Raw genomic sequence first — 26,959 nt, forward strand, 5'->3', positions numbered from 1 at the left:
CGTTAATAGAGTTTTTGTCTTTTGCAACATTTTCTTCTTATATAATTCACACTTAACGCCACACCCGTGATGCAAACGGCTGTACCTCCAAGCAGCAATACCCAAAGCACAGTCTTGCGCAGGGTGGCATTGGAGTTCAGACCGGGCAGACGCATGCGGTGCAGGGCTGTATAGCTCCAGTATTTCCAGCGGGAGGAAGTGTCTGTATGGCGGATGATTCCCGTTTCCGGGTGAATGTAATAGACGCTCCGGTCCGGGTCGTCCACCGTAATCTTCCACACGGGAAGCTGGGGGCGTCCGCGATACATATTGCTCATGTCGCGATAGTAGGTCTCGAAATGTTCGAGCCGGGAGATGCGTATGCCGGGGATATGTTGTGAAGAATCACGCCGGGAGGCATAAATGCTTTCCACGCCTTTCAGGATTTCTTCTTCGGAGAGTTGCAACGGACGCGGCAGGCTGTCGGTGGCATCGATGTAATATTCGTTTTTGCTGTCTTTTACGATGTAGTAGGGATGTTCGCGGAAGTTGCGCCACTCTATCTGCAAAGCTTGGGGATAGGCGGCTATGATACGGCGGTAGTCCAGGGGGTAATCCTCCGGTTGTGGGGCACGGGCATGGAGCGTGCGTGTGGCGCTGCCTTTCTTCAGTGCCGGTTTATGAATCCATTCGGGAATGTCTGCCAAAGACATCATGCCGCTGAAGGTGAAGGTCAGTACGAAGATGCCGAAAAATATTCCGCTGACGTAGTGCCAGTGATACCACCTTTTTCGGTAGGGAGAGAATTTGGAGTGACGGTTGCGGTGTGTCTTGCGCCATACATCCACAGTTACCCAGATGCCGGCAATAACCATGAGGCAGCCCAGAGCTGTGAGCCAGATGACGGTTTTAGTCCAAAGGGCGGTGTCCTGCCGCAGCCAGGTGAAGTACACCCAGTGGGGGATGGCTCCCAGCCATGCCCAGAAGCGTTCGCTTTTGTTGGAGAACTGCAAGACTTCGCCGTTTTGCGAGCCGAGATAGAGTTGTGTCCCGGCATCGTCGGCAAAGTATATTTTATAGACGGGCATTTCCTTTTTCAGTTCAGCGAAGGGAATCCATTGGTCCAGAGAGTGGAGGGTGTCGATGCGGGTAATGGGAGAAGAACACCACAAAGCTGCTGTCCGGTGCAGGTGCTCGCTGTCCAAAGAGGGTCGTGAGATGGTGGAATCGGCAAGGAAATGAAACGTGCCTTTTGTGGTACTAAAGCTGAACTCGGGGTGTCCGGCATTGAGGTTCAGTATCGTAGACCTGACCTTTACGCCACGGGGCAGGCGGGCTGTGACGGAGGAGATGTCCGGAAGTGAGTCTCCGGCTTGGGAGAGCATTTCCAGCTTTTGCATTTTCTCCTTGGCGCTGACACGGGGAAAGCGGTGGTACATCATCACGAAGGCGGAGAGGAACCACATGAGAAATAGGATACAGAGCAAAGTGCCCAGTATCCTATGAATAGAGTACATCAGTTTGGTGATAACATTCATTGTCGTTCGCGTTTTTCCTGCAAAAGTACAAGATGATTCAAGAACACTAAATACCCACTAATGGGTATATTATTCAGTGTCTTTTCCGGCAGCATAGGCCGCCTTCTTCGTCATGATGTCCAGCATGCGGTGCTTCAGTCCGAAACGGATATGGTCAATGAATATTTCTTGAATTTCCGGAATTTGTCCCAGTCCTTCCAGTTGTGCACTGACGGTGAAGCCTTCTTTCTCGAGCATCTCCTTCCACTCTCCGGCAATGTCGTTTTTGGCATGGTCTCCGGCAACAAACATGAAGGGTATGAGGGTCACACGTTTGGCTTTCCCGGCTTTCAGTTGTGCCAGCATGGTGTCAAAGGTAGGATAACCTTCGATGGTACCCACATGGAAATTGGCCAGTCCGCCTGCTTTCAGCATATAATCCATCTGACTGTAGATGGCGGTACTAGGGGTATAGGTACCGTGCCCCACAAGGACGAAGTGTTCTTTGGAAACTTTCTTGCCTTGTGCTGGGGCGTTGTAGCGGTTGCCCAGAATATCTGCCACCTTCTCTGCATCTTCGATAGAGTAGAGCAGGGGAGTACCTACACGTATTTCCTTGAAGAAGGGCAGTGCACTTTCCACATCCCTGCGGAGTGATTCCATTTCTACTCCGTCAATGATGTTGGTGCTCTGCACGATGAGGTGTGTGTAACCTTCGCTGCGCAGTTTCAGCATGGCATCCAGTGGAGTCAGCTTCGTGGTGCCGCGCTCTTTCAAGCGGCGGATAATGATACGCGACGTATAGGCTTCTTGGAACTTCAACTCCGGGAAGGCAGCTTGTGCCTTGGCGTTGATGGCATCAATGGTGAGGGCACGGGTATCGTCATGCGTAGTGCCGAAGTGCACCATGAGCAGGGCGGCCTTGTCACCGGGTTTCATACTTGCAAGCATATCGCTGTGCTCGTAATTGCCTCCCCCGTGCGCATGGCAAAGGAGGGAGGTGCTTAGTAAAAGTAATAAAGAAAGAATCTTGTTCATAGATTATTTATCGTTTTCAACAACTCTAAGCATATCGAAATAATAACCTTCGGCAATTTCTGCGCCTTTTTCTACTTTACCGGTTGCTATGTCATAGATGTAGATACAAGGATTGGCTTTTTCTGTATTTACGCCGATGTATGCCTTACCGTCTATAATAACGGAGCGTTGTGCAAATCGTCCGCCACTGTAAGGTATTTCTTGTCCGTTATAACTCAAGCGTTCTTGTGTTCCGGTATTGATGTTGATGATAGAATAATAGTGGCTGTAGCTGTCGATGGCAGTACCGGCTGCATCATTACGTGCATACACAAGGGCTTTACCGTTACCCAGGTTTTGGATGGTGAGCAGTTTACCGTCGGCGTTGGGATATCCCTCATAGCTTGCATCGAAGTCTGTTTCACCTTTCCTGATGCGGAGCAGATGACCTTGTTCCATGTCATTGGCATCAGTGAATGCAGCCAAGTAGAGGTTACCGTCTGCATCATACATCACGCAACTTTGCATCAGTTCTCCGTAAGCGCTTCCCGCCATTTCTCCGGCAAGGGTATTGACCTTGTTACTTTCCACTTTCATGTCCGAGGGATTGATAACTGCTGTCAGGAAGTTTGAGGTTGCCTTTCCACCTCTGCCTGATTTGTCTTTACCAATATAATTTACCGGCCTTTTCGTTGTAGGTCAGAATGCCGGAAGCTGTGAATACTTTTGCTCCTTCTGGCAAAGGAAGGTCCAGTGTTCCTTCGGCAAGGATACGCATGTCGTCAGCATTCAGCTTGGTCCAGATAACTTTGTCCGCATTACCATTGGCTGCCATGATAATCAGGGTATGGTCATCCAGCCAGGCATGTGTGTAGCCGCGTACTTTGAAGGTATTCTGTACAAATGTTTGTTCTTGGACTATTTTGATGGAATTACCGGTTACCTGCAATTTAGTAAATCGGTCGTTTGAGTTTGGCACTTGATAATAGTATTTCCCTTTGACAATGGCTTCCATGGAATAAGTGTTGTTTTCACTTCTGAACTCAACGCCGTCATTCTTTATGTCAATGACTCCCATATCTGCCGTAAGGCTTACACTTTTTACAATGGTACCGTCACCCTGGTTCATACCACCGTGTTTGCCGATAGTCATAAAAATATCAAAGTGATAATCGGAAAGTTCCGGTTGCGGGTCTGGATCCGGGGTGGGGTCTGGATCGTTGTTGTCGGAACATGCACTGAATGATAAGGTCATGGCTACGGCCATAAGGATACCGGATAAAAGATTTAGTCGTTTCATTTTAATAAAATTAGTTAGTTGATGAATAATCTGAATTTGGCGAAGAATGCTCGTCCGGGCTTTTGCAGTTTATAGTTGTCATAAGCCAATTTGTCGAGTAGGTTCGAGCATTCCAGCGAAATATTGTATCGTCCTCGTTTCCATGAATAGGTGATGTCGGCATTGCAAATGTGTTGTGCCGGGATGCGTGCCTTGCTTTCGCGAGAGCCATAGGCCTCCCATGTCAGGAAGAACCAGTGCACCCACTGATAACTGCAACTCAGCCGTAATTTGCTTTCGGGCAGAACCACATTGTGGAAAAGATAGCTTGCTTCTGCACTTCCGAAGAGCCAGGGGCGGTTGGGTACCCGGTTGTTGTAAGTTGCCGAAGGCTTCCCGTCAGTCTTGTATCTGTTCTGGTCGCGTGCCTCTTGAAAACTGACATTGGTGGCAAGCTGTAACTTGCTTTGCCAGTCGTAACGTACTTCTCCTTCTATGCCCTTGATATGTACAGCCGGAACATTCTTATATTGCATCATACCTTCTTTGGTTTCTACGGTGGCTTGGATATAGTCGTCCACATAGCGCAGGAAACCGTTTGCTTCATAATAAAGTGTATGGCCGGGGGCAGGATGCCATGTGCCGAAGATACCCAGATTGATGTTGTCGCTGCTTTCGGGTTTCAAGGCTACATTGGCATATATGGTGGTACCGTTTCCCAATAATTCGCGGGCAAGGGGTAGCCGGACGCTGTGCTCATAGGAAATTTTAATGGATAAAGGTTTTATGGCTGTGTAGCGTGAACCGATACCGTAGCCCCAATACTTTTTGGTTATTGTCCCTTTTACATCCTTCGACCCGGTGATGCTGGATAAATCCGTTTGCCGGATATTCAGGTGGTTGATGTAGTTCTTTACAAAAAAGGTATTGCTCATTTTTTCTTCGAGAAGGGACTGATTGTAGGAGAAGCCTGTCACATGTTTTGCCAGAATATCATTGGAGGCTTCAAAATCAGTATCCGCTTCATCATAGCGGTCATTGCCGATGCGGCTTAATAGATAGTTTAGGTTGAGGGAGTGATGGTTGTTCAACCGATAGTCCAAATTGGCGCGGCCAATGGTCAGGGGACGTTTGTAATGGCGCATCGAACGGCCCCGTCCTGTGATTTCGTTACGTGAGCTTACGATATAATCTCCGTTCCAGTCATACTTACGGTAGGCTGTATCTGTGGTCAATGAATGGTCCCAAGTGTGCGAGAGTGCGGCATTCAGCTGCATGTTCTTCCAAATGAAATTATGCTTTTGATAGCGGGCTGAAATGTTCCATGCATCGGAGCCTCTTTCTGCCATTCCATATACCTTACTCTGTACAGAGCCTGTCTGCAACTCCTTGTCTACTTTGGAGTAAGAGGCGGAAACAAAAAAAGCATCTGCCCAGGACTTATTGGCAAAGCCGATTTCCATTTGTCCGAACAGTGAAAAATAGTCATCATGGAAGCGTCTACGGTCAGTCAGAATGTATTTGCGGCTGTCTTCATCCCAGACTTCGACATCTCTCATCATATAATCGTTTTTGGAGTAATTGACCCCAAAGGTGGGTTTAATGATCAGTCCGGTTCGAGGCTCTACAAACTGGGCATTCAAGTCTGCCTTGTGAGTATGGAAGGAACCGATACCGTAAGAGACATCCAGATAGTTCTTCTTCTCTTGTTTTGTAATGATATTGATGGCACCTCCCAATGCATCTGTACCCAGACTGGCAGGTACTACTCCTTTATAAATTTCAATCCGGTCGATGATATTGACCGGCAGATTTGCCAATGAAACGCCGCTGCCTTTTGTGTCCAATGGTATTCCGTCTAAGAAATAACGTATGGAATTACCAGACATTCCATTGATGGAGAGGTCGAAGTCCGAGCCAACTCCGCCTTCCTCTCTCACCTTAATGCCCGTTGTACGGTTCACCAGGTCGTTGAGGTTATTCAGAGAGTTTACTATCGGCTTGATGTCGAGTGCATTGACAGCAAAGGCCCCTTCCTTCACTTTCTGCGTTTGGGTCTTTCCGTATACTTCGACAGAATTCAATGCCACGGAGCTTTCCTGCAATGTGAAGTTCTGTTTTTTATCCTGTCGGATGTCAAAAGTTTGTTTCACGGTTTGGTAGCCCAGGAAGGAGACGACGAAGGTATGTTTACCCGGAGTGACTTGTAGTGAATACTTCCCCCGGTCGTCCGTATAGGTGCCGGAGGTGGTGTTTTCCACAGCGATGGTGGCTTGGGATACCGGTGTCCCGTGCTGGTCTATGACTTTTCCGGATAAGGTGACCTTATTCTGTGCCATACTACCTGCAGGAAGCAGGCAGATAAATGTAAATAGCAGTCCTGTGATGAATCTCATTTCAGTTCCTTATAAGCGTTCGTAACTTGCCCTCAAGGAAAAATGAACAAAGAGAAAGATTCCTTTATATGGATAAAGAATGCCTCGACTCAATGTTTTGTTGCTTTATTCCCCGAAAGCACTAAAACTATGTTGTCTTGGCAGGTCTTCTGACTTATCCCTCTTTGAATGCCTTCCCATCCGCCGGGCGGACAGTGGCTTGTAGAATATTCAAAGATTTTGGAAGGACTTACAGCAGCGGGTCTGTTCAGGATTTGCACCTGATTCCCTTTTTCATCACTCATCTCCAACAGAACCGGGAGAGGTGAAACCAAAACTGGGACAAAGATAACAAAAACTATTAGGTTTGCGAATACTCCTGATAATTTTTGTTATCTTTGCCCGCGAATTGGTTCCGGATGCATGTTTCCATCATCTGGATTAAAAGGGAATCGGGTGTAAATCCCGGACAGTCCCGCTGCTGTGAAGCTCCGTTTATATCATGAAAAACACCCTTGCCACTGATATGCATTGAAATATCGGGAAGGCTTCAGGATTAGGAGTCAGTCAGAAGACCTGCCATTCATTAAAGGCTGCCTTTGCTCGTGGGTTAGGAAGACAGTACGAAGATATTAGTTGAACATTTAAACAAGAAATGGAATGCCTTTGTTGAAGGTATGTCCGCATTGTGGTGTGACTATATATATCCTTTATATATTAAAGAAAAAGTAAAATGATTAAGAAAGTATTGATTGCCAACAGAGGTGAGATTGCCTTGCGCGTCATGCGTTCGTGCCGGGAGATGGGACTGCTTACGGTTGCCGTCTTTTCCGATGCCGACCGTACTTCTCATCATGTGGCATATGCCGATGAGGCTTATCCGATAGGACCGGCCGTGGCAAAAGAGAGTTATCTGAATATTGAAAAAGTGATTGCCACGGCAAAGCGATGCGGTGCCGATGCCATCCATCCGGGTTACGGCTTTTTGTCGGAGAACTCGGAGTTTGCACGCCGTTGCAAGGAGGAAGGGATTATCTTTATCGGTCCCGCCGCCGAGACGATGGAGGCGATGGGCGATAAGATAGCTGCCCGCAAGCGAATGATTGCGGCAGGCGTACCCGTGGTTCCCGGAACGGAACAACCTTTGCAGAGTGCCGAAGAAGCTGTGCGCATCTGCAACGAGATAGGCTACCCCGTGATGCTGAAGGCGTCTATGGGTGGCGGTGGTAAAGGTATGCGCCTTATCCATAGCGAGAGCGAAGTGGTGGAAGCCTACAACACGGCACGCTCCGAGTCCATGTCCTCCTTTGGAGACGACACGGTCTATGTGGAAAAGTTCGTGGAAGAACCGCATCACATCGAGTTTCAGATATTGGGCGACAACCACGGCAACGTTATCCACCTTTTCGACCGCGAATGCTCCGTGCAACGCCGCAACCAGAAGGTGGTAGAAGAAAGCCCGTCACCCTTCCTTACGCCGGAATTGCGCCGGGAAATGGGAGAGAAGGCGGTTGCTGCAGCAAAGGCAGTGAACTACTCCGGTGCAGGTACCATCGAGTTTCTGGTAGACAAGAACCGCCGTTTCTATTTCCTCGAAATGAATACGCGCCTGCAAGTAGAGCACCCCATCACGGAAGAAGTGGTAGGCGTGGACCTGGTGAAAGAGCAAATCCGCATTGCCAACGACGAGGTGCTGCACCTCAAGCAGGAGGACCTGTTCCAGCGCGGCCATGCCATAGAGTGCCGCATCTGTGCCGAAGATACGGAGAACAACTTCATGCCGTCTCCCGGTGTCATCAAGCAACTGACGGAGCCGAACGGAATCGGTGTCCGCATTGACAGCTACGTGTACGACGGCTATGAAATCCCCATCTACTACGACCCCATGATAGGTAAGCTCATCGTATGGGCAACCACCCGCCAGTATGCCATCGAGCGTATGCGCCGTGTGCTCTACGAGTACAAGATTACGGGCGTAAAGACCAACCTTGCCTATCTGAAGCGCATCATGCACGTGCCCGACTTTGTGAAGGGAGAGTACAACACCCTCTTTATCGAGAAGAACGCCCGCATGCTGGTACGCACCAATACCACCAACGAAGAGTTGGAGAACATTGCCATGATAGCCGCCTATATGGACTATCTGGTTAATCTGGAGGAGAACGTTTCGGCACAGCTGTCCGATGGCCGCCCCATCAGCCGTTGGAGGGAATTCGGCTTGCAGAAGGGAGTGCTTAGGATTTAAGGAATGGAAAATTGATAATGGAGATTTAATAATGGAAATACATATAGGAGACCGTATAGCAGACATTACCCTGGTGGGTAAGGAAGGAAATAAGGTTCAGCTTACCATTGACGGAAAGCCCTACGAAGTGGACATTGTGATGGCGGAGAACGGAAGTTGCTCCATCCTGCACAACGGAAACTCGTTCAACGCAGGCCTTGTGCGCGGCGAGGGAGGAAAGAGCTATGACATCAGCATGCTCCAGCGTTCCTTCCACGTAGACATTGTAGACACGCAAGCCAAGTATCTGCACATGAAGAAAGGAGCCGATGAGAAGCAGGGCGACAAGATTTTGGCTCCGATGCCGGGCAAGGTGGTAAGCATCCCCGTCAAGGTGGGCGACCGACTGGCTGCCGGAGACATTGCCGTGGTGCTGGAAGCCATGAAGATGCAGAGTAACTATAAGGTGAATGCCGACTGCATCGTCCGCAACATTCTCGTGAGCGAGGGCGAACCGGTGAATGCCAACCAGGTATTGATTGAATTGGAGTTGATAAAGGAGGAATAATCCCGAGTCGCATTCAGTCCGTATATTATAAATCACTAAATTGTAAATGCAAATATGAACAGAGAAGAAATATACCGCCAGTTTGAGGAACTGGACAAACGTGCCTCGCTGGGTGGGGGCGTAGACAAGATAGAGAAACAACACGCCTCCGGCCGCATGACTGCCCGCGAACGTATTGACATGCTGCTGGACAAAGGCTCGTTCAATGAGCTGGACAAGTTCGTGAACCATCGCTGCACCAACTTCGGTATGGAGAAGAAGCAGATTGCCGGAGACGGCATGGTGTCCGGTTACGGAAAGATAGACGGCCGCCTTGTATTTGTCTATGCCTACGACTTCACGGCGCACGGCGGTTCGCTCAGCGAGACGAATGCCGCAAAGATTGTAAAGGTGCAGCAGCTTGCCCTGAAGAACGGTGCTCCCGTCATTGCCCTCAACGATTCGGGCGGCGCGCGCATTCAGGAAGGTGTGAACAGCTTGGCAGGCTATGCCTCCATCTTCTATCAGAACACCATTGCGTCGGGTGTCATCCCGCAGATATCTGCCATTCTGGGACCGTGTGCCGGTGGGGCATGCTACTCTCCGGCGCTTACCGACTTTATCTTCATGGTAAAGGAGCAGAGCCACATGTTCATCACCGGTCCGGACGTGGTAAAGACCGTGACCCACGAGGAGGTGGACAAGGAGGAACTGGGCGGTGCCTATACGCATAGCAGCAAGAGCGGCGTTACCCACTTCATGTGCAATACGGAGGAGGAGACACTGATGAGCATCCGCGAGCTGCTGAGTTTCCTGCCGTCCAACAATATGGAGGATGCTCCCTTCACTCCCTGCTCCGACGATATCCATCGCCGGGTAGAGACGCTTCAGACCGTCATCCCCGAAGACCCGAACATGCCCTATGACATCAAGGATATTATAGAACCGGTGCTGGACAACCAGTACTTCTTCGAAGTGATGCCTCACTTTGCCAAGAACGTCGTTATCGGTTTTGGTCGCCTGAACGGGCGTTCGGTAGGTATCGTGGCAAACCAGCCTGCCTATCTGGCGGGTGTGCTCGATATTGATGCCAGCGACAAGGCGGCACGTTTCATTCGTTTCTGCGACTGCTTCAACATCCCGCTGATAACCTTCGAAGATGTTCCCGGCTTCTTGCCCGGAACGATGCAGGAGCACAACGGCATCATCCGCCACGGCGCCAAGATTGTCTATGCCTACGCTGAGGCTACCGTGCCCAAGATAACGCTGATTACCCGCAAGGCATACGGCGGCGCCTACATCGTGATGTCCAGCAAGCCGACGGGTGCCGACGTGAACCTGGCTTATCCGCAGGCGGAAATCGCCGTGATGGGTGCCGAGGGTGCAGTGAACATCCTCTACCGCAAGTCCTCTGCCGAAGAGAAGCAGGAGATTATCAAGGAGTATGAAGACAAGTTCTCCAACCCTTACCGCGCCGCCGAGCGTGGCCTCATAGATGAGGTCATCATGCCGCGCGATACCCGCTACAAGCTAGTGCAGGCATTGGAGATGGCGCACAACAAGAATCAGAGCAATCCACCGAAAAAGCACGGCAACATGCCTTTATAATAGTAGTTATTTTTTATGTGTGAAATGCGTATCCCCGGAGAAGTGATTTCTGTGGGGATACACTTTTTAAATAGAGAATTAAGAATTAAACAGTAAGGTTGAAAAGTAAAAACTAAAAACTAAAGATAGAAACTATGGAACTATTAAGAAACCTCTTTGAGGGTTATCCCAATCTTTGGGGCGGAGGAGTGGCACACTCTGTCCTGATTCTGTCCCTGGTCATCACCTTCGGTATCATGCTGGGCAAGTTGAAGGTGGCAGGCATCTCGCTGGGTGTCACTTGGATTTTGTTTGTGGGCATTGTCTTCGGACATTTCGACATGAACCTCGACGAACATCTGCTGCACTTCCTGAAGGAGTTCGGCTTGATACTGTTTGTCTATTCCATCGGTCTGCAAGTGGGACCGGGATTCTTCTCCGCTTTCAAGAAGGGCGGACTTACGCTGAACATGGTAGCAATGCTTTCCGTCTTCCTCAGCGTGGTTATCACCATTGTGTTGCACTTTGCCACCGGAATCCCCATTACTACGATGGTGGGTATCTTGTCCGGAGCCGTGACCAATACCCCCGGTCTGGGTGCTGCCCAGCAGGCAAACAGTGACCTCAACGGGGTGGATGCTCCGGAAATCGCACTCGGATATGCCGTTGCCTATCCGCTGGGTGTGGTGGGCTGCATCCTGGCGCTGCTAGCCTTGAAGATTTTCATGCGGATTAACACCCAAAAAGAAGAGGAGGATGCCGAGCACGGGCTGGGTCATCTGCAGGAGCTGACCGTGCGTCCCATATCGGTAGAGATACGCAATGAGGCAATAGACGGCAAGCGGATCAGAGATGTGAAACCATTGTTGAACCGTGCGTTTGTCATCTCCCGCATCCGGCACACCGGCAGTCAGGAAACAGAACTGGCGAATGCCGATACGGTGCTGCACATGCAGGATGAAATTCTGTTCATTGCCAACCCGAAAGATGTGGAGGCCATTGTTGCCTTCTTCGGAAGAAAAATTTCGGTGGAGTGGGAACGGGAGGACAAGAACTTGATTTCACGCCGCATCCTCATCACCAAGCCGGAACTGAACGGCAAGTCTCTGTCTCAGCTCAAGATACGTAACAACTTCGGTGCCTGCATCACCCGTATCAACCGTTCGGGCGTGGACCTGGTGGCAACTCCCCACTTGCAGTTGCAGATGGGAGACCGTGTGACGATTGTAGGCAGTGAGCTTGCCGTGAGCCATGCGGAGAAGGTGCTGGGTAACTCGCTGAAGCGTCTCAACCATCCCAACTTGATTCCTATCTTCCTGGGTATTGCCCTGGGATGTATCTTGGGCAGTCTGCCGTTCATGTTCCCCGGCATTCCCCAACCCGTGAAACTGGGACTGGCCGGCGGACCGTTGGTGGTTTCCATCCTCATCAGCCGTTTCGGGCCTCAATATAAGCTGATAACCTACACGACGATGAGTGCCAATCTGATGATACGCGAAATCGGTATCGCCTTGTTCCTGGCCTGCGTGGGGTTGGGTGCAGGAAAGGGATTCATCGATACCATTATCTACGAAGGCGGCTATGTGTGGATTGGCTATGGGGCCATCATCACGGTCGTTCCGTTGCTGGTGACAGGATTCATGGGGCGCTATTTCTGGAAGCTGAACTACTATACGCTGATAGGTGTGCTGTCCGGAGCTAACACCAATCCACCTGCATTGGCCTATTCCTCGGACTTGACATCCTGCGATGCCCCTGCGGTGGGATACGCCACGGTCTATCCGCTGGCTATGTTCCTGCGGGTGCTGACGGCTCAGTTGCTGATACTGGCACTGGCGTAGTTTCACCATAGATAATCTATGGTACATAGGTTGATTTGATAACAAGTAATGTAAAGAGAGCTAACAAGTAATGTTAGGCTGCTTTACATTACTTGTTATTTTTGTTTGTAGTATTCCTCCGCTTGTGCCAGTGTCTCCGGTTTGCCGATGTCGAACCAGCGGAATCCTTGCAGCGGATAGCCTTGTATGTGCACCTTTGTGCAGGCGGACAAGTAGAAAGGAATGATGGAGAACTTGCCGTTCCACTGCCCATCGTCCATCAGGTGGAAGAGGGAGGGGGAGATGATGTGGATACCTCCGAAGGCGAGTTCCCGGTACTTCGTTTCCCGGTAGTCGAAGCCTGCCGGTTTCACCTCTCCGGTGGACTTGTTTATCCAGCCGTGCAGGTGGTAGTCGTCGTCAAAAAGGAGATAGCGGGAAGTCTTGCGCTCGCTCACAAGCAGGGTAGACTCCGCATCGCTCTCCAGATGGTGGCGGTAGAGGCCTGCAAGGTCAATGTCCGTCAGAATATCCGCGTTGTGCACCAGGAAAGGTTCTTGTCCGTCCAGAAAGGGGCGTGCCTTTTTGATGCCTCCTCCGGTGTCGAGCAGCATGCCGCGTTCGTCGCTGATGTGAATCTCCGTGCCGAAGTTGTCGTGGGCACGGAGGAAGTCGATAATCTGCTCCCCGAAGTGGTGGATATTGACCGTTATCTCGTTGAATCCTGCTTCCTTCAACCGCAGTATCACCCGTTCCAGCATGGGCTTTCCTGCTACGGGAACGAGGGCCTTGGGCATGTTGTCCGTCAAGGGGCGCAACCGGGTGCCCAGGCCGGCGGCGAAAATCATGGCTTTCATATTGGCATATTCTCACATTAGCACATTAAACTTTGGCCTTAAACGTCTGTTCAATATTCTGTTCTCTATGTATCAGGTTCACTTGCACGCCGAACTTCTTGTGCAGATGTTCCGCCAGGTGTTGTGCCGAGTACACGGAGCGGTGCTGTCCGCCGGTGCAGCCGAAGCAGACAGACAGATTGGTGAAGCCGCGTTCCATGTAGCGCTTCACGGAAGCGTCGACAAGGGCGTAGGCATGCTCCAGGAATACGGCTATCTCGCCGTCGTCTTCCAGGAAGCGGATAACGGGTTCGTCCAGTCCCGTGAAGGGTTTGTAACGCTCGTACTTGCCGGGGTTGTTCACAGCGCGGCAGTCAAAGACGAAACCTCCTCCGTTGCCCGTGGAATCTTCGGGGATACCTTTTTTGTAGGCAAAGCTGGTGACTTTCACCACGAGGCGGCGCTTTTGCAGGTCGTCTGTAAACTGTTTCAGCTCGGTAAGTTCGCGCAGAATCCGGCAGAGGTAGGGATATTCGGGATAAGGCTCTTGGAGCAGCTGGCGCAGGTTCTCGATGGCGAAGGGGACACTTTGTATGAAGTGGGGCTTCTTCTCGAAGTAACCGCGGAAACCATAGGCACCCAGCACCTGCATGGTGCGGAACAATACGAAGTGGCGAAGCTGGGCATAGAAATAAGCCTCGTCCACGGGCTGGTACTTGCGCAGGGCGTCGATGTATTCCTTCAGCAACTCTTTGCGCAGGCTGTCGGGATAGTTTGCTTTGGCTTGCCACAAGAAGGAGGCAACGTCGTAGTAAACCGGACCTTTGCGTCCGCCCTGGAAGTCGATGAGCCACGGCTCGTTGTCCTTTATCATGACGTTACGGCTCTGGAAGTCGCGGTACATGAAGGTGGCGGAGCTGCTACGGAGCAACACGTCTGCCATCTTCTGGAAGTCATCCTCCAGCCGGTCTTCCTGGAAGTCCATTCCCGTAGCCTTGAGGAAGCAGTATTTAAAGTAGTTCAAGTCCCACAGAATGCTGCGGCTGTTGAACTCTGCCTGCGGGTAGCAGTAGGAGAAGTCCATGCCGTCGGCTCCGGCAAACTGCACGGCGGGCAGCAGACGGATGGTCTTGCGCAGTAACTGCTTCTCATCCTCGCCGAATACGCTGGTCTTGCGGCCTTTCTCGATGGCATTGAATAGGAGCGAGTCGCCCAGGTCTTCTTGCAGATAATAGATATCATCTTCGGAGCGGATGAACACTTGCGGTACGGGCAGTCCTTTCTGGCGGAAATGTTCTGCCATGTAGAGGAAGGCGCGGTTCTCCTCCACAGACTCTCCGCTGACGCCGATAAGTGTAGGACTTCCGATGAGGCGGAAGTAACGGCGGTTGGAGCCGGAGGAGGGGAGTTCGTCAATCTGTTCCGGTTCGTGTCCGGTATGTGCGATGTAGAGTTTCTTAAGTTCTTCGGTTATCATGGTGGTATGTTTTTATTTTCGCAGCTAAGATAAAACTTTTGTTGGAGATATGCTTATCTTTGCACGTTGAAAATGTGCCAATGTGCCAATATGTCAATATGTCAATGACCTGCGGCATGGGGAAGTAGCGCAAGTATAGCGCAGCCGATTAGCACATTGGCACATTAAATCATTAACACATTAATTATGCGTTCCATCCCTCAGTTTCTCATAGCCGCCCCTACATCGGGCAGTGGAAAGACCACCGTCAGTCGTGGACTGATGGCATTGTTTGTGAAGAAAGGTCTGAAGGTGCAGCCTTTCAAATGCGGCCCCGATTATATAGATACCAAGTATCACGAGGTGGTATGCGGCCGTCCTTCCATCAATCTGGATACTTTCATGGCATCTCAGGAGCACGTAAGCAGTCTGTATGCACGCTATTCGGCGGATGCGGATGTTGCCGTGGTCGAGGGGATGATGGGGATGTACGACGGGTACGACCGCGACCGGGGCTCGTCGGCAGAAGTGGCTCGGCTCTTGGGTATTCCTGTGGTGCTGGTGGTTGATGCCAAGTCGGCTGCCTATTCCATGGCTCCTTTGTTGTCGGGGTTCATCAATTTTCGTCCGGATATACGTATTGCGGGAGTTATCTTCAATCGTGTCGGCTCGCTCCGTCACTATCGGATGTTACAGGAGGTCTGTGAAGACTTGAACGTGACTTGTCTGGGCTATCTGCCCAAGCAGAAGGAACTGGAGCAGGAGTCGCGCCATCTGGGGCTGGATTTCAGCCGTTCTAAGGAGACGGAGGGGCTGGACATGCTGGCAGGCTTGCTGGAGGAACATGTGGACTGGGAACTACTGCTCTCGACAACCGGGCGTCCATTGCCTACGGCGGCAGTGGAGGAGAAGCCGGTACTATCGGAGCCGGGGAAGCTGCATATCTCGGTAGCGCGCAACGAAGAGTCCTTTTCCTTCCTCTATGCGGAGCATCTGGATATTCTGCGCCGTATGGGCACGGTCACTTTCTTCAATCCGGAGCAGGACCGGGCTGTTCCGCAAGAGACGGATTTGCTCTATCTGCCCGGCGGCTATCCCGAGAACCGTCTGGAGGAACTTGCCGGGGCAAGGCTTGCCAGGGAGTCTATCCGCAGCTATATAGAGGCCGGTGGCAGGACGCTGGCGGAATGCGGGGGGATGATATATCTTTCGCAGTCCGTTCTTTCTGATGGGGATACGGACGGGGGAAGTGCCGGGAGCTGTGTAGGCAATATTGGAAATGAGATGGTAGGAGTATTGCCTTTCAGCATTACGAACGAGCGTAGACGCAGGAAACTGACATTGGGATACCGCCAGTTCGACTATAACGGATGGCGGCTTAAAGGACACGAATTCCATTATACGCAGTTTGCTGTGCCCGAAACTGATGGAAAAGAAGGTGGTGCGTGCAGTCTTCCTCCCTCGATAGCGCAGGTCTACAATGCCAAAGGAGGGAAGGTAACCACTCCCGTCTTTCGCTATAAGAACCTGATAGCCAGTTATATGCATCTGTATTGGGGCGAGGTGGATGTGATGGCTTTGTTCGGTGAACTCTAAAATAGCGCATTGATATTTTATGTAATTTCGTTTGTGTTCTTGAAATAGTGGAGTATCTTTGTTTTCATTTAAATATATTATGAAACTGAATACTTATCGCTTGTCTTCTTTGGAAGACCCTACTGATTTATCAAATAGAGTATGAAAAGAGTCTATACCAAAACTGGAGACAAAGGAACAACGGGTATTCATGGTGGCGCGCGTGTGCCGAAAGATGACATCCGTATCGAGGCAAACGGATGCCTTGATGAATTGAATGCCGTGATTGGTATCGTGCGCTCCATGCTGGCGGCAGAAGATGGATGGCAGGAGTTGCTGCATGCTGTCCAGCGGGAACTGATGGTGGTGATGAGCCATGTGGCCACTCCCTCGGGAGTGGTGAACCCTAATCCGCTTTCTGCCGCAGAGCTCACGCTGCGCTGTGAGCAGGAGATGGATGCCATGACCGTCCTGCTGACGGACAACGGCTACTTCCTTTTGCCTGGTGGCACTCCCATATCAGCCCAACTGCAGTTTGCCCGTACCGTGGCCCGCCGTGCCGAACGCCGTTTGTGGACACTCCATCGCCAAGACCCTGTGAACGAGGATATTCTGCGCTTCATCAACCGCCTTTCGGACTTGTTCTTCGTCATGGCCCGCATGGAGATGCAGCGGCAGGACTGGCCGGAGGAGAAATGGCAAGAGTTTGCCTACAAAAGGAAAAGACAGTAAGCACTTATCGCTAACCGCCGGGAAGCTGTTTTCAGCATAGGGGTTCTATTTGCTGTCCGAGCCTTAAATCATACAGACATGCCCGTACTTCCGCTTCGCTGCCGATATGCTTTCCTGCATCGTCGGACAGTTTCACGCATTCGCGCCATTCCTGGTTGACGTTCATCTTGCATTGCGTCAGTTTCATTACGATGTTGGAGGGCTTGAATCCGGTATCATTCGTCAGATTGGTGCCGATGCCGAAGGAGCAGCGGATTTTGCCCCTGCAATGCTCCTGGATGTCGAGTGCCTTGCCAAAATCGAGCGCATTGCTGAAGACGATGGTTTTAGTGGTAGGGTCGATGCCCAGTTCGCGGTAGCGGGCAACGAGCTTGTCGGTGAAATCGAATTCATCGCCGGAGTCGCAGCGTACACCGTCGAATAGTTTGGCCTGCTTGCGGCTCAGGTTACTTAAGAAAATGCCGGAGGTATAGGTATCGGACAGTGCGATGCCCAAGTCACCGTCGTACACGTTCACCCAGTTTTCCAAGGCCATGTAGTTGGCGTGTTTGTAGCCGAACTGTGCGCCGTGGAACATGAACCATTCATGCGGATGCGTCCCCATAGGCTTCATGCCGTATTTCATGGCGAAGTGGCAGTTGGAAGTCCCGGTACAGTATTCGGCGGCTTCCTTCAGACGGTCTATGACTTTGTCCTGTACCTCGAACGAGAAGCGTCTCCGGGTGCCGAACTCTGAAAAATACAGCTGGTGTCGGTTGGAGAGTGCCACCTTTTCGGACAGTTTGCAGAGTATGCCGTCCATGTCGGCCACGTTTCCCAAAGAACGGTTCTTTATTTCGGATACGATAGAAAGCAGGGGGACTTCGTAAAGGGTGGCCTTGTACAGATAGTCCGTGATTTCAATGTTCAGGTGCCGGTCCTCGTCCAGATGGATGCTTACCTTCTCCGGCTGGAAGCGGAAGGAGGAGAGCCACTCCCAATAGACCCTCGGCAGGAAACGGCAGTGGCGGGTCATGTATTCCAGTTCTTCGGTAGTCAGTATGGTCTGTGCCAGGCTGTCCACCGCCTCTTGCAACTCCTTCAGAAATGTGTCTGTATAGGCGGTGTCGTCTCTGTCCTTGAAGCTGAAAGTGCCCATGGCATAGGGAAACAATTTGATGTAGGCATACGAGGTGGTGAATTTGTAAAGGTCTGTATCGAGTATGGTATGAATCATGGCAAAATATTCTTTAGTTATGATGTTCGATTTTGGGGATGAAGATAGTGAAAATTTCTTATTTGATCAGCCTCTATCTGTTAACAACGGCATATTCCTATTAAACCATGTTATAAATGAGACCGTCATGGACAGAAATTTTGGATATTTCGGGGAAGTCCGTACATTTGCAATGTGTTTTTCATAGTATTAGATTTAAGGTTAACAAAAGATTGGCTGTCTGGGATAGATAGCCTTTTTTTATGCCTTCACTTTTCCTTTTCCGTAGAGGTGGCGTGTAGTGCAGAGCGCCAAAGTTCCATAGACCAATACTTGTATCCACATCGTCAGCATCTGCGGCCATACGTCGGCCAGCGTTCCACCCATTGAATTCAGTTTTACAAAAGCAAGTACGGCAGGACCTGCCGGAAACAGATAGTGGGCTGTCTGCCAATACCACGGCATCAGCTCCAGCGGATAGGACACGCCCGAAAGGAAGATATAGCCCACAGAGAAGAAGGCTATCATCAGCAACGGCGCTTCGGAGTCTGTAAACCAGCGGGAGACGGCCAGGGCAAGGAAACTCGTGCCCAGCAGGAAGGGTATCATCATTGTGACGATGTCTCCTCCGCTGCCGATGTGTGGGATGCTGAACAGGTGCGGCAACAGTCCCAGCAGGAATAGGGAAAACACCACGTAGAGCATGAAGTATACGAAGGTCCTGCCTCCGACAATCCGTAATGTATCCTTCAATGAGTCGGCACGCATCAGCCGTATTCCTTTTCTTCGGGCTTCCGCTTCCTCGCCCGTCAGCATGGCAATCACCATCAGCATCGTCTGGAAGATGATGACAATTAGGACGGCGGGAATCAGATAGGAACCGTAGCCCTCTGTATAGTTGTAGAGCGCCGTGCCGGACACGCTGACGGGAGCGGACGAAGCCACTGCCAGCAGTCCTTGCGGAGGTAGGAATACGGTGCCCTCCATGCGGTGGGCATCGTTCACGGCAAGCATGACGCGCGCACTGGATTCTTGCAGTCCTTTGAAGTTGAGGAAAGCGTCCGTGGCGGCATAGAGCACGAAGACCGAAGTCTCGCCCCGTGCCACACGTGCCTCGAAGTCGGCAGGCAGGTAAAGGATGCCTGCCACGTCGCCCTGCTTCATCCATTGGCGGGCTTCGAGGATGTTGGGTGTCTGGCCGTAGACGGCGGTCTGGGGAGTGGCGTCGAGCAGTCGGATGTATTCGCGGCTGAGGGCGGAGTGGGAGAGGTCTACCACTGCGACGGGAGCCTTGCGCACCAAGTTGGGGGCGTACATGTAGTTGTAGAGCAGTCCGTAGAGGAAGATACCGCCTGCCAGCACGAGCAGGATGGCGGGATTGGTGGCGATGGCATGCCATTCGTGGCGGATGACGGAAGCTGTTGACAATGCGGTAGGTGTGCAAGGTGATGGGGAGGTGGGGATTGCTTCTTCCCTCGTTTCCTTTTTTATCCACCATTTCAGCAACGGCAGTATCAGTAGTGCTGCCAGCAAGAAGATGAAGAGTGTAGCTACCGACTGCCAGAAGTAGGCAAACCCTGCATCGAAGTAAATCATGGCTTGTGCCGCCTCCGTGAAGTGCCGCACGGGGAAGAGGTAGGAGGCCGCATGCACGGGCGCATACATGGCTGTAACGGGAAACGTGACTCCGGACAGCGTAGCCCCCAACGACCCCACCATGGATACTACACTGATGATATAGGCAATCTTGGGAAAGACAGAATAGATAAAGACCGCCAATGCCTGGGTAGCGATGATGAAGAGCACGGTCATTGCATTCATCAGCCACAGACTGCCAGCGAAGGGGATATGTAGCGGGCCGAACAGTACATAGTTTGCCAGGATACCGATGGACGAGAAGATGAGGGTATAGGGCAGCAGTTTCCCTGCTACGGCAGTGAGGATATTGCCTCGTGCCGTCTCCAGCCATTCGCCGACGCTGCCGAATTTCAGTTCGCTGCCTATGGAGTAGACGGTGGTGAGCAGGATGAGTATCTGGAACAGTACGAAAAAGAAAGGCTGGCTCAGGTAGATGGAGTAGTCCATGTCCGGATTGTAGAGGGGATGGGTACTGGCTTCTACGGGGAGCAGAAAGGTCTGTATCTGTTCTCCGCTGACTCCCAGAGCTTCGGCCTGCATCACGATGGGCGAGAGCGCCACGGGGGCAAGCGTATTCTCGAACGCCGCCATCAGCTCGCTGCCTACCGAAAGAAGGGCATAGTGGTAATAATAGGTGAGCGTTGCGCCAGTTCCCGTCACCGCCTTCTGTTCGAAGCGGGGCGGGATGACGAGGTAGCCGTATATGTCCTTCTGTTGCAATGCCCGGCGGGCGTCGGCTTCGTCGGTGAAGTGCTCCGTCACACGGAAGGTGGGGGCGGCAGAGATGCGCCGGGAGATATTGCGCGAAGTGGCAGTGTTGTCCAGGTCGACGATACCTACGGGAATGTTCTCCATCTGTCCGTTTCCGAAGATGGTGGCCATGAAGAACAGACAGAACAAAGGCAGCACGACGCAGACGCCGAGGTATAGACGGCGGGAGGTCATGCGGTGCCATTCGCGACGGATAACCATGCGAAGCGCTTTCATTGCGCAGCCAAATTCTTTATCTTTCATTTTTCATTCTTCATTTTTAAGAGTACGGACATCCCCGGTCTCAATCCCTCTACCTGCTGTGTGGGACGTGCGTGTATCTCGAACGTCTGCATGTCATAGCTGCCCGTCTGTTTGGTGGATTTCCAGGTGGCGAAGCTGCCCAGCGGACTGATGTAATAGATGCGGAATTCAATGTCCTTGCCGTCGATGGCGGGGACATCGGCACGGAAAGTACCTCCCATCTTGAACTGCGGCATCAGGTCCTCGCGTATATTCAGTACCACGTGTGCATCGTCCATCACGACGAGGCTCATGATGGGAGTGCCGGGAGCCACCAGTTCTCCGCGTTTGGGGAAGATGGTGGCTATCTGGCCGTCTTCGGGAGCGGTGAGACGGGAGTCGACGAGGAGGGAGGAGACTTCATCGACAGTGCTTTGCGCCGCTTCCACCAAGCTACGGGCCGAGGCGCGGTCCTCGCTCTGCGCTCCGTCCACGGCCATCTGATATTGCTCGTAGGCGGCACGTTCGGCGGCTTGGGCGGCTTTGTACATGGCTTCCACCTCGTCACGCCGCTGGGAGGTGACGACACTGTCCTTATAAAGCGTTACAATGCGCTGGTAAGTAGTCTTGGCGAGGGCAAGGTCGCTCTGCGTCTTGTTCCAGAGTTGCCGGGCGGTGGCTACAATCTGGCGGCGGGTACCGGCGTCTATCTTCTTGTTCTGCTCCTGGGCCACCTGCTCCAGGGCATTCACCTGGCGGTATTTGGCTTCGATGGTGGGGCTGTTGATGACGACAAGCGTATCGCCTGCCTTCACCCAGTCGCCCTCTTGTACGAGGAAGGAGTCCACACGTCCGGGCAGCTTCCCGCTGATACGTATTTCCGTTGCTTCCACTTGTCCTTGCAGGACCAGGGGCTGCCGGCTCATGAGTAATATGCCGGCAAGCGAAATGATGACCGTTGCGGCCAGGATAATGACGAATGCAATGCTGATGCTTTTATTATTGATTTTCATAAAGGGTAGGTTTTAATAAGTTGTCTCGAAATATTTCTCGAACCGTTCCGGCGTTCCGCAGATAGCCAGCAGGTTCATCAGTGCCACATCATATTCGTAATAGGCTGCCAGACGCGCCACGCGGACGGTTGCCAGCATCGTTTCCGCATCTACGACCTCGGTACTGGTTGCCATGCCTTCGGCAAAGGATTTCTTGCGGATTCGCACCAGCTCTTCGCTCAGCTCGATGGTGGTATTCAAGGCGCGTACGTTGTCTTGTGCCTTTTGCAGTTGGGTGTAGAGCTTGTCGATGCCTACGCTCAGGTCTTCTTTGGCTTTTTCTTGTCCCAGGGCAAGGGTCTGCTGGGCTATCTTCGACTGGCGGATGCGCTTCTCACGCGCCAGTCCGTCGAACAGGTTCCAGGTGAAGCCCACGCCTACGATGGTGCGGGGGACGAGGTTGCTCTGTATGCCGTGGGCATAGAGGGTCTGCTTGCCGAATACGGCGATGTCCGGCAGGTAGCCGCTCTGGTCGATGCGGAGCTGCTGGCGGGCAATCTGTGACTGCAGTTGCAGTTGGTTCACGGTGTAGTTCTCCACCCGCATGGCTTGCAGGAACTCCTCTTTGGCGGGCAGTTGGTCGTTGATGAAAAGCTCCGAAGTAGGATGGATGCTGCATGTGTCTTGCAGGTTGAGCAGGGTGCGCAGGGCACTTTGCACGACGGAGGCCTCCTTCCGGGCAGCCTCCAGTGAACGGGCAGCTTCATCCATATTCACTTGGGCAAAGAGCCGGCCTGCCTTGTCTATCATGCCGGCAGCTTCCAGTTTAAGGGCATTCTGGTAATGGCGTTGCAGGCTGTTGTAAGTCTCCTGCCGCACGCGTACTACCTCTTGCGCAAGTTTCAGCCCGAAGTAGCTTTCTGCCAGCAGGGTGCGTTGCGTGGCATCGGTCTGTCCCCGGTTTTCGCGGGCGATGTCTATCATGGTGTTGCCTATCTTCGAGGCCCGGATGCGCTTGCCGCCGGAGAATACGACCCATTCAGCGGTCAGGCCGACGGAAGTCAGGTTGCGTGGAGCCAGTGGAAAGGCAAGGGTATGGGAGCCTATCTGGTCGAGTATGCTGCTGATGAATTGGTCGTCCGGCACGATGTTGTGCACAAAGTCCTTTGCCGGGTCGGTGAACTGGGAAAGGGGCTGTTTTACCTCTATCTTTTCGGAAAGATGCACGAACGTACCGGCACCTTGCAGGAAGGGGTACCAGAGGGCATTCAGTTTGTCACGTTCCGCACGGGCGGCTTCAATTCCCTTGTCAGCTATTTTCAGGCTGCGGTTGCCGTTTTGCATCTGCCTTAGGGCATCACCGAAGCTAAGGGGAAGGGAGGTTTGTGCAGCCACTTCACCGATGGCAAGCAGCACGCAGGCAGCAACCGGAAAAAATCTCCGGCATGATAGATTATTCATAAGTTCGTTCGGTTTAGGGGTTCTTGTTTCTCTAAACAAGAGGAGGTGGGAATTGTTCAGTAGTCATCTTTTTGAATAGAACGTTACAAATATAGGAATAGTTTCCGAAGATATGGCTTATGAATGGGAGAGATATTCGGATTTGCACTATCTTTGCATTCGCTAAAATGGAATTTATGGAGAAACTTCATCCGATTATGTTTGCCGGGACGGGCAGTGATGTGGGAAAGAGCATCATTGCTGCCGCCTTCTGCCGCATCTTCAAGCAGGACGGCTATCAGCCCGCACCGTTCAAGGCACAGAATATGGCGCTCAATTCATTTGCCACTCCCGAAGGGCTGGAGATAGGCCGTGCCCAGGCTGTGCAAGCAGAAGCCGCCGGAGTGCCTTGCCACACGGACATGAATCCGCTACTGCTGAAACCACAGTCGGACCATACCTCGCAGGTTGTCCTTAACGGGCGTCCTATCGGCAACCGCAATGCTTATGAGTATTTCCGCAAGGAAGGACGCGACGAGCTGCGCCGGGAGGTTTGTGCTGCCTACGACCGCCTTGCCGCCCGCTATAATCCCGTCGTGCTGGAAGGCGCGGGAAGCATCTCCGAAATCAATCTGCGGGATACCGACCTTGTCAATCTGCCGATGGCCCTGCATGCCGGAGCCGATGTAATTCTTGTGGGCGACATTGACCGTGGCGGTGTGTTTGCCAGCGTCTACGGTTCGCTGATGTTGCTTCGTCCCCATGAGCGGGAGCGAATTAAAGGAATTCTTATCAACAAGTTCCGGGGGGATATACGTCTCTTCGAGTCGGGCATTACGATGCTGGAGGAGCTTTGCGGCATTCCCGTTGTCGGGGTAGTACCTTACTACCGTGATATCTACATTGAAGAAGAAGACTCCGTGGCGCTTGCCGCAAAGTCTGTCCGTGCCGAGAAGGGAAAGGTGAACATCGCCGTCATTCTGCTGCGCCACCTCAGTAACTTCACCGATTTTAATGTCCTGGAACGTGACCCGCGCGTACATCTCTTCTATACCAACAATGTGGATGAGTTGGCAAAGGCCGACGTCATCCTGCTGCCCGGTTCCAAGAGCACGCTTGATGATCTTTACGAATTGCGCCGTAACGGTGTGGCGGCTGCCATCATCCGTGCCCATCGTGAAGGTGCCACCGTGATGGGTATCTGCGGCGGCTATCAGATGATGGGGCAGGAGGTGCTCGACCCTGAGCATGTGGAGGGGGACATCGAACGCCTGCCCGGACTGGGGCTGTTGCCCATCAGTACCCGCATGTCGGGAGAGAAGGTGACCCGCCAGGTGAAGTTCGGTCTGTGCAATCCCCATTCTCCATCTTCCACTCTCCATTCTCCATTCATGCAGGGCTATGAAATCCATATGGGAGTGACCACCCCTGTGGAAGGTACTCCCGATTCTCCCTTGAATCTTCTGGAGAACAGCTCTACCGATGGTTACTACGTGGACTCCACCTGCATGGGGACTTATATTCATGGCATTCTCGACAATCCGGAATTCATAGATTTCCTGCTTGCGCCTTTTGCAGACAAACTGTCCGGGAATGCCGGCGCTTTCGATTACCATACATTCAAAGAAGAACAATACGATAGGCTTGCCGAGCACGTGCGCCGCCACGTCAACCTGCCGCTTATCTACCAAATATTGACAAAGAACCATGATTGAAGGACACGGAGACGATTCCTATAAATACAGCCGTCCCATTACGGCAAACTTCAGCTCGAACGTTTACAGCAGGGTAGACCTCTCTGCCTTGAAGGCGCATCTGTGTGCCCGGATTGACGGCATCGGCAACTATCCCGAACCGGAGCCTTACACGCTTGAGGCCTGCCTTGCCCGCCGCCACCGTCTTCCTGCCGAGGCAGTGTGCGTGACGAACGGAGCTACCGAAGCCATTTATCTCACCGCGCAGACTTTCCGCGGGACAAACACCGCCATTGTGCAGCCCACTTTCAGTGAATATGCCGATGCCTGCCGCATGCACGGCCATCGGGTCACTTCCCTCTATCGGCTTCCTGCGGAGAGCGAGGGGTATCGCTTGCCGGAAGAGGTGCGCATGCTGTGGCTGTGCAATCCCAATAACCCTACCGGAACGGTCGTGGAGAAGGAATATCTGGCAACACTTATCAGTCATAATCCGCAGGTATGTTTCGTCATCGACCAGTCCTATGAGTTTTTCACCTTGCGTCCGCTTTTCTCTGCTGCCGAGGCGGCAGAGTTTCCCAACGTCTTGCTGCTGCACTCCATGACCAAGCGTTATGCCGTTCCCGGTCTGCGACTGGGATATGTCACCGGCGCCCCCCACCTGCTGCACCGCTTGCGTACCAACCGTATGCCCTGGTCGGTCAATCAGCTTGCCATTGAGGCGGGACTCCATCTGTTGGAACATGATGTTCCCAATTCGCTGGATGTGGCGTCTTACTTGCAAGAGGCTGCCCGCCTGCGCAGTGCGCTCGAGGCATTGGGAGGACTGGAGGTATGGGCCACCGAAACCCATTTCATGCTGTTGTGCCTCCGTATGGGCAAGGCTTCCGCTTTGAAAGACTATCTGGCAGGGGAGCATGGCATCCTGATTCGGGACGCCTCCAACTTTGACGGGCTGAATGAGCACTTCTTCCGCATAGCCGCCCAGAGCCGGGAGGAGAATGACAGGCTTGTAAAAGCAATAGGACAATGGCTTGAGGAGGAATAACCGATGGAAGAAGATGTACTTATACTTTTGGGTGTCGCCTTCAACTTGAACCTGCCGCTTCTCACAGCCTGGCTGCTCGACCACTGGCTGGGCGACCCGGCGTGGCTACCCCATCCGGTGGTGGCTTTCGGCAAAGCCATTTCTTTCTGTGAGTACCGGTTGAACCGGGGCGATTCGCGTTTCCTGAAAGGTGCGTTTGTGGCGGTGTCTCTTGTCTTGGGGGTATATGTCATTACGCTTTTGTTGCTCCGCTTGGCGGCACTCTTTTCTCCGGGCATGCTTCTGACGGTGCAAATATTGCTGATATTCTATTGCTTGGCGGGCACTACGCTGGTTCGCGAGGTGCGTATGGTGTTCAAGGCGGTGGACCGTTCCTTGGAGGAAGGGAGGATGCAAGTGGCACGTATCGTAGGGCGTGATACGTCTGCGCTCTCGGCGCAGGAAGTACGAACCGCTGCATTGGAGACATTGGCGGAGAATCTGAGCGATGGGGTGGTTGCTCCCTTGTTCTGGTATCTGCTGTTGGGAGTTCCGGGCATGCTTGCCTATAAGATGGTGAACACGCTGGATTCCATGGTCGGCTACAAGAATGAACGCTATCGTCGGTTCGGCTGTTTTGCTGCCCGTTTGGATGATGTTGCCAATTATATTCCCGCCCGTCTGACAGCCTTTCTGATGGTACTGGTTTCCGGTCGCCTTTCCTTGTTTGCTTTTGTGGGCAGATATGGCAGCCAGCATGCCAGTCCCAATTCCGGTTATCCGGAAGCCGCCCTTGCCGGTATTCTGGACTGCCGTTTCGGAGGTCCGCACAACTATTTCGGCGAGGAGGTATGGAAACCTTATATCGGTTCTAATGAACGGCCTCTGAAGACGGAAGATATGCGTGTGGCTGTCCGCATCAACCGGCGTGTGGAGTGGTGGATGGTGGTTGCCGTAATAGTGACATCGACCTTGGCTTCCTTTTGTTTTTAAAATGTTGTTATTTTAACTGATTCTTTGTCCGTTCCAAAAAGAT

At 52.3% G+C, this 26,959-nt stretch carries 18 protein-coding genes, 1 pseudogene and 2 riboswitches; of the genes and pseudogenes, 9 read left to right on the forward strand and 10 right to left on the reverse strand.

Going from position 1 to position 26,959, the window contains the following annotated elements; all coding sequences use genetic code 11:
• Nucleotides 1-2: 2 nt before the first annotated feature.
• From DWY57_RS13305 to DWY57_RS13320, 4 genes and pseudogenes are all read right to left on the reverse strand, one after another.
• Nucleotides 3-1,517 carry a PepSY domain-containing protein gene (locus DWY57_RS13305; RefSeq protein ID WP_119961911.1) on the reverse strand — a complete coding sequence of 505 codons (1,515 nt, stop codon included), beginning with the start codon at nucleotides 1,515-1,517 and terminating at the stop codon, nucleotides 3-5.
• Between the two features lie 69 nt (nucleotides 1,518-1,586).
• The gene (locus DWY57_RS13310; protein WP_119961912.1) at nucleotides 1,587-2,534 is read right to left on the reverse strand and encodes a sirohydrochlorin cobaltochelatase; all 948 of its coding nucleotides are present in this window, start codon (nucleotides 2,532-2,534) and stop codon (nucleotides 1,587-1,589) included.
• Nucleotides 2,535-2,537: 3 nt separating this feature from the next.
• Nucleotides 2,538-3,813 (reverse strand): annotated as a pseudogene (locus tag DWY57_RS13315) (hypothetical protein).
• Between the two features lie 14 nt (nucleotides 3,814-3,827).
• A complete protein-coding gene (locus DWY57_RS13320) occupies nucleotides 3,828-6,188 on the reverse strand; it encodes a TonB-dependent receptor (RefSeq protein WP_119961913.1) in 2,361 nt (786 codons plus the stop codon).
• Nucleotides 6,189-6,309: 121 nt separating this feature from the next.
• Nucleotides 6,310-6,518: riboswitch (cobalamin riboswitch) on the reverse strand.
• Between the two features lie 42 nt (nucleotides 6,519-6,560).
• A riboswitch (cobalamin riboswitch) is annotated at nucleotides 6,561-6,766 on the forward strand.
• Between the two features lie 134 nt (nucleotides 6,767-6,900).
• Here DWY57_RS13320 and accC point away from each other — a divergent pair.
• From accC to DWY57_RS13340, 4 genes are all read left to right on the forward strand, one after another.
• Nucleotides 6,901-8,412: an acetyl-CoA carboxylase biotin carboxylase subunit gene (gene accC, locus DWY57_RS13325; protein WP_119961914.1), complete on the forward strand. Its 1,512-nt coding sequence runs from the start codon at nucleotides 6,901-6,903 to the stop codon at nucleotides 8,410-8,412.
• 31 nt (nucleotides 8,413-8,443) lie between these two features.
• Complete coding sequence (locus tag DWY57_RS13330) at nucleotides 8,444-8,959, forward strand: acetyl-CoA carboxylase biotin carboxyl carrier protein subunit (protein WP_005836686.1); 516 nt, start codon at nucleotides 8,444-8,446, stop codon at nucleotides 8,957-8,959.
• 54 nt (nucleotides 8,960-9,013) lie between these two features.
• A complete protein-coding gene (locus DWY57_RS13335) occupies nucleotides 9,014-10,546 on the forward strand; it encodes an acyl-CoA carboxylase subunit beta (protein WP_022401007.1) in 1,533 nt (510 codons plus the stop codon).
• A gap of 134 nt (nucleotides 10,547-10,680) precedes the next feature.
• Nucleotides 10,681-12,366, forward strand: a complete 1,686-nt coding sequence (locus DWY57_RS13340) for a putative transporter (protein ID WP_009038541.1) — start codon at nucleotides 10,681-10,683, stop codon at nucleotides 12,364-12,366.
• Nucleotides 12,367-12,461: 95 nt separating this feature from the next.
• On the opposite strand, the gene DWY57_RS13345 is transcribed toward DWY57_RS13340, so the two are convergent.
• Together DWY57_RS13345 and DWY57_RS13350 are read right to left on the reverse strand one after the other, a co-directional pair.
• Nucleotides 12,462-13,202, reverse strand: coding sequence for a nucleotidyltransferase family protein (locus tag DWY57_RS13345; protein ID WP_009038540.1), 741 nt, complete (start codon nucleotides 13,200-13,202; stop codon nucleotides 12,462-12,464).
• Nucleotides 13,203-13,227: 25 nt separating this feature from the next.
• On the reverse strand, nucleotides 13,228-14,658 hold the full coding sequence (locus DWY57_RS13350; RefSeq protein ID WP_117964379.1) for an RNase adapter RapZ: 1,431 nt from the start codon (nucleotides 14,656-14,658) through the stop codon (nucleotides 13,228-13,230).
• A gap of 186 nt (nucleotides 14,659-14,844) precedes the next feature.
• On the opposite strand from DWY57_RS13350, the gene DWY57_RS13355 reads away from it, so the two are divergent.
• Nucleotides 14,845-16,233 (forward strand): cobyrinate a,c-diamide synthase, encoded by a 1,389-nt coding sequence (locus tag DWY57_RS13355; protein WP_117599545.1) that lies wholly within the window; start codon nucleotides 14,845-14,847, stop codon nucleotides 16,231-16,233.
• 141 nt (nucleotides 16,234-16,374) lie between these two features.
• Nucleotides 16,375-16,944, forward strand: coding sequence for a cob(I)yrinic acid a,c-diamide adenosyltransferase (locus DWY57_RS13360; protein WP_022401002.1), 570 nt, complete (start codon nucleotides 16,375-16,377; stop codon nucleotides 16,942-16,944).
• Nucleotides 16,945-16,975: 31 nt separating this feature from the next.
• Here the strand turns inward: DWY57_RS13360 and pncB are convergent, their stop codons facing one another.
• The 4 genes from pncB to DWY57_RS13380 form a co-directional block, all read right to left on the reverse strand.
• On the reverse strand, nucleotides 16,976-18,160 hold the full coding sequence (pncB, locus tag DWY57_RS13365; RefSeq protein ID WP_119961915.1) for a nicotinate phosphoribosyltransferase: 1,185 nt from the start codon (nucleotides 18,158-18,160) through the stop codon (nucleotides 16,976-16,978).
• Nucleotides 18,161-18,400: 240 nt separating this feature from the next.
• A complete protein-coding gene (locus DWY57_RS13370) occupies nucleotides 18,401-20,791 on the reverse strand; it encodes an ABC transporter permease (RefSeq protein ID WP_119961916.1) in 2,391 nt (796 codons plus the stop codon).
• Nucleotides 20,788-21,783 (reverse strand): efflux RND transporter periplasmic adaptor subunit, encoded by a 996-nt coding sequence (locus tag DWY57_RS13375; protein ID WP_005829289.1) that lies wholly within the window; start codon nucleotides 21,781-21,783, stop codon nucleotides 20,788-20,790. The genes DWY57_RS13370 and DWY57_RS13375 overlap by 4 nt, the downstream gene beginning before the upstream one ends.
• A 12-nt stretch (nucleotides 21,784-21,795) precedes the next feature.
• The gene (locus tag DWY57_RS13380; protein WP_098032423.1) at nucleotides 21,796-23,223 is read right to left on the reverse strand and encodes a TolC family protein; all 1,428 of its coding nucleotides are present in this window, start codon (nucleotides 23,221-23,223) and stop codon (nucleotides 21,796-21,798) included.
• A 176-nt stretch (nucleotides 23,224-23,399) separates the two neighbouring features.
• Between DWY57_RS13380 and DWY57_RS13385 the strand changes: the two genes are divergently transcribed.
• Genes DWY57_RS13385 through cbiB form a run of 3 tightly spaced genes read left to right on the forward strand, consistent with a single transcriptional unit; the run spans nucleotide 23,400 to nucleotide 26,916 of the window.
• Entirely contained in the window at nucleotides 23,400-24,917 is a 1,518-nt protein-coding gene (locus DWY57_RS13385; RefSeq protein WP_207805165.1) for a cobyric acid synthase, read from the forward strand.
• Nucleotides 24,910-25,944, forward strand: a complete 1,035-nt coding sequence (locus DWY57_RS13390) for a threonine-phosphate decarboxylase (RefSeq protein ID WP_119961918.1) — start codon at nucleotides 24,910-24,912, stop codon at nucleotides 25,942-25,944. Before DWY57_RS13385 ends, DWY57_RS13390 begins: the two co-directional genes overlap by 8 nt.
• Nucleotides 25,945-25,947: 3 nt before the next feature.
• Entirely contained in the window at nucleotides 25,948-26,916 is a 969-nt protein-coding gene (cbiB, locus tag DWY57_RS13395; RefSeq protein WP_119961919.1) for an adenosylcobinamide-phosphate synthase CbiB, read from the forward strand.
• Nucleotides 26,917-26,959 lie beyond the last annotated feature (43 nt).

Source organism: Bacteroides sp. AF25-5LB, assembly GCF_003602965.1.
GTDB lineage: Bacteria > Bacteroidota > Bacteroidia > Bacteroidales > Bacteroidaceae > Bacteroides > Bacteroides uniformis.

Coding starts and splice junctions, on each gene's coding strand:
- DWY57_RS13305 (WP_119961911.1), bottom strand. CDS start 1,517: ATGAATGTTATCACCAAACTGATGTACTCTATTCATAGGATACTGGGC.
- DWY57_RS13310 (WP_119961912.1), bottom strand. CDS start 2,534: ATGAACAAGATTCTTTCTTTATTACTTTTACTAAGCACCTCCCTCCTT.
- DWY57_RS13320 (WP_119961913.1), bottom strand. CDS start 6,188: ATGAGATTCATCACAGGACTGCTATTTACATTTATCTGCCTGCTTCCT.
- accC (WP_119961914.1), top strand. CDS start 6,901: ATGATTAAGAAAGTATTGATTGCCAACAGAGGTGAGATTGCCTTGCGC.
- DWY57_RS13330 (WP_005836686.1), top strand. CDS start 8,444: ATGGAAATACATATAGGAGACCGTATAGCAGACATTACCCTGGTGGGT.
- DWY57_RS13335 (WP_022401007.1), top strand. CDS start 9,014: ATGAACAGAGAAGAAATATACCGCCAGTTTGAGGAACTGGACAAACGT.
- DWY57_RS13340 (WP_009038541.1), top strand. CDS start 10,681: ATGGAACTATTAAGAAACCTCTTTGAGGGTTATCCCAATCTTTGGGGC.
- DWY57_RS13345 (WP_009038540.1), bottom strand. CDS start 13,202: ATGAAAGCCATGATTTTCGCCGCCGGCCTGGGCACCCGGTTGCGCCCC.
- DWY57_RS13350 (WP_117964379.1), bottom strand. CDS start 14,658: ATGATAACCGAAGAACTTAAGAAACTCTACATCGCACATACCGGACAC.
- DWY57_RS13355 (WP_117599545.1), top strand. CDS start 14,845: ATGCGTTCCATCCCTCAGTTTCTCATAGCCGCCCCTACATCGGGCAGT.
- DWY57_RS13360 (WP_022401002.1), top strand. CDS start 16,375: ATGAAAAGAGTCTATACCAAAACTGGAGACAAAGGAACAACGGGTATT.
- pncB (WP_119961915.1), bottom strand. CDS start 18,160: ATGATTCATACCATACTCGATACAGACCTTTACAAATTCACCACCTCG.
- DWY57_RS13370 (WP_119961916.1), bottom strand. CDS start 20,791: ATGAAAGATAAAGAATTTGGCTGCGCAATGAAAGCGCTTCGCATGGTT.
- DWY57_RS13375 (WP_005829289.1), bottom strand. CDS start 21,783: ATGAAAATCAATAATAAAAGCATCAGCATTGCATTCGTCATTATCCTG.
- DWY57_RS13380 (WP_098032423.1), bottom strand. CDS start 23,223: ATGAATAATCTATCATGCCGGAGATTTTTTCCGGTTGCTGCCTGCGTG.
- DWY57_RS13385 (WP_207805165.1), top strand. CDS start 23,400: ATGGAGAAACTTCATCCGATTATGTTTGCCGGGACGGGCAGTGATGTG.
- DWY57_RS13390 (WP_119961918.1), top strand. CDS start 24,910: ATGATTGAAGGACACGGAGACGATTCCTATAAATACAGCCGTCCCATT.
- cbiB (WP_119961919.1), top strand. CDS start 25,948: ATGGAAGAAGATGTACTTATACTTTTGGGTGTCGCCTTCAACTTGAAC.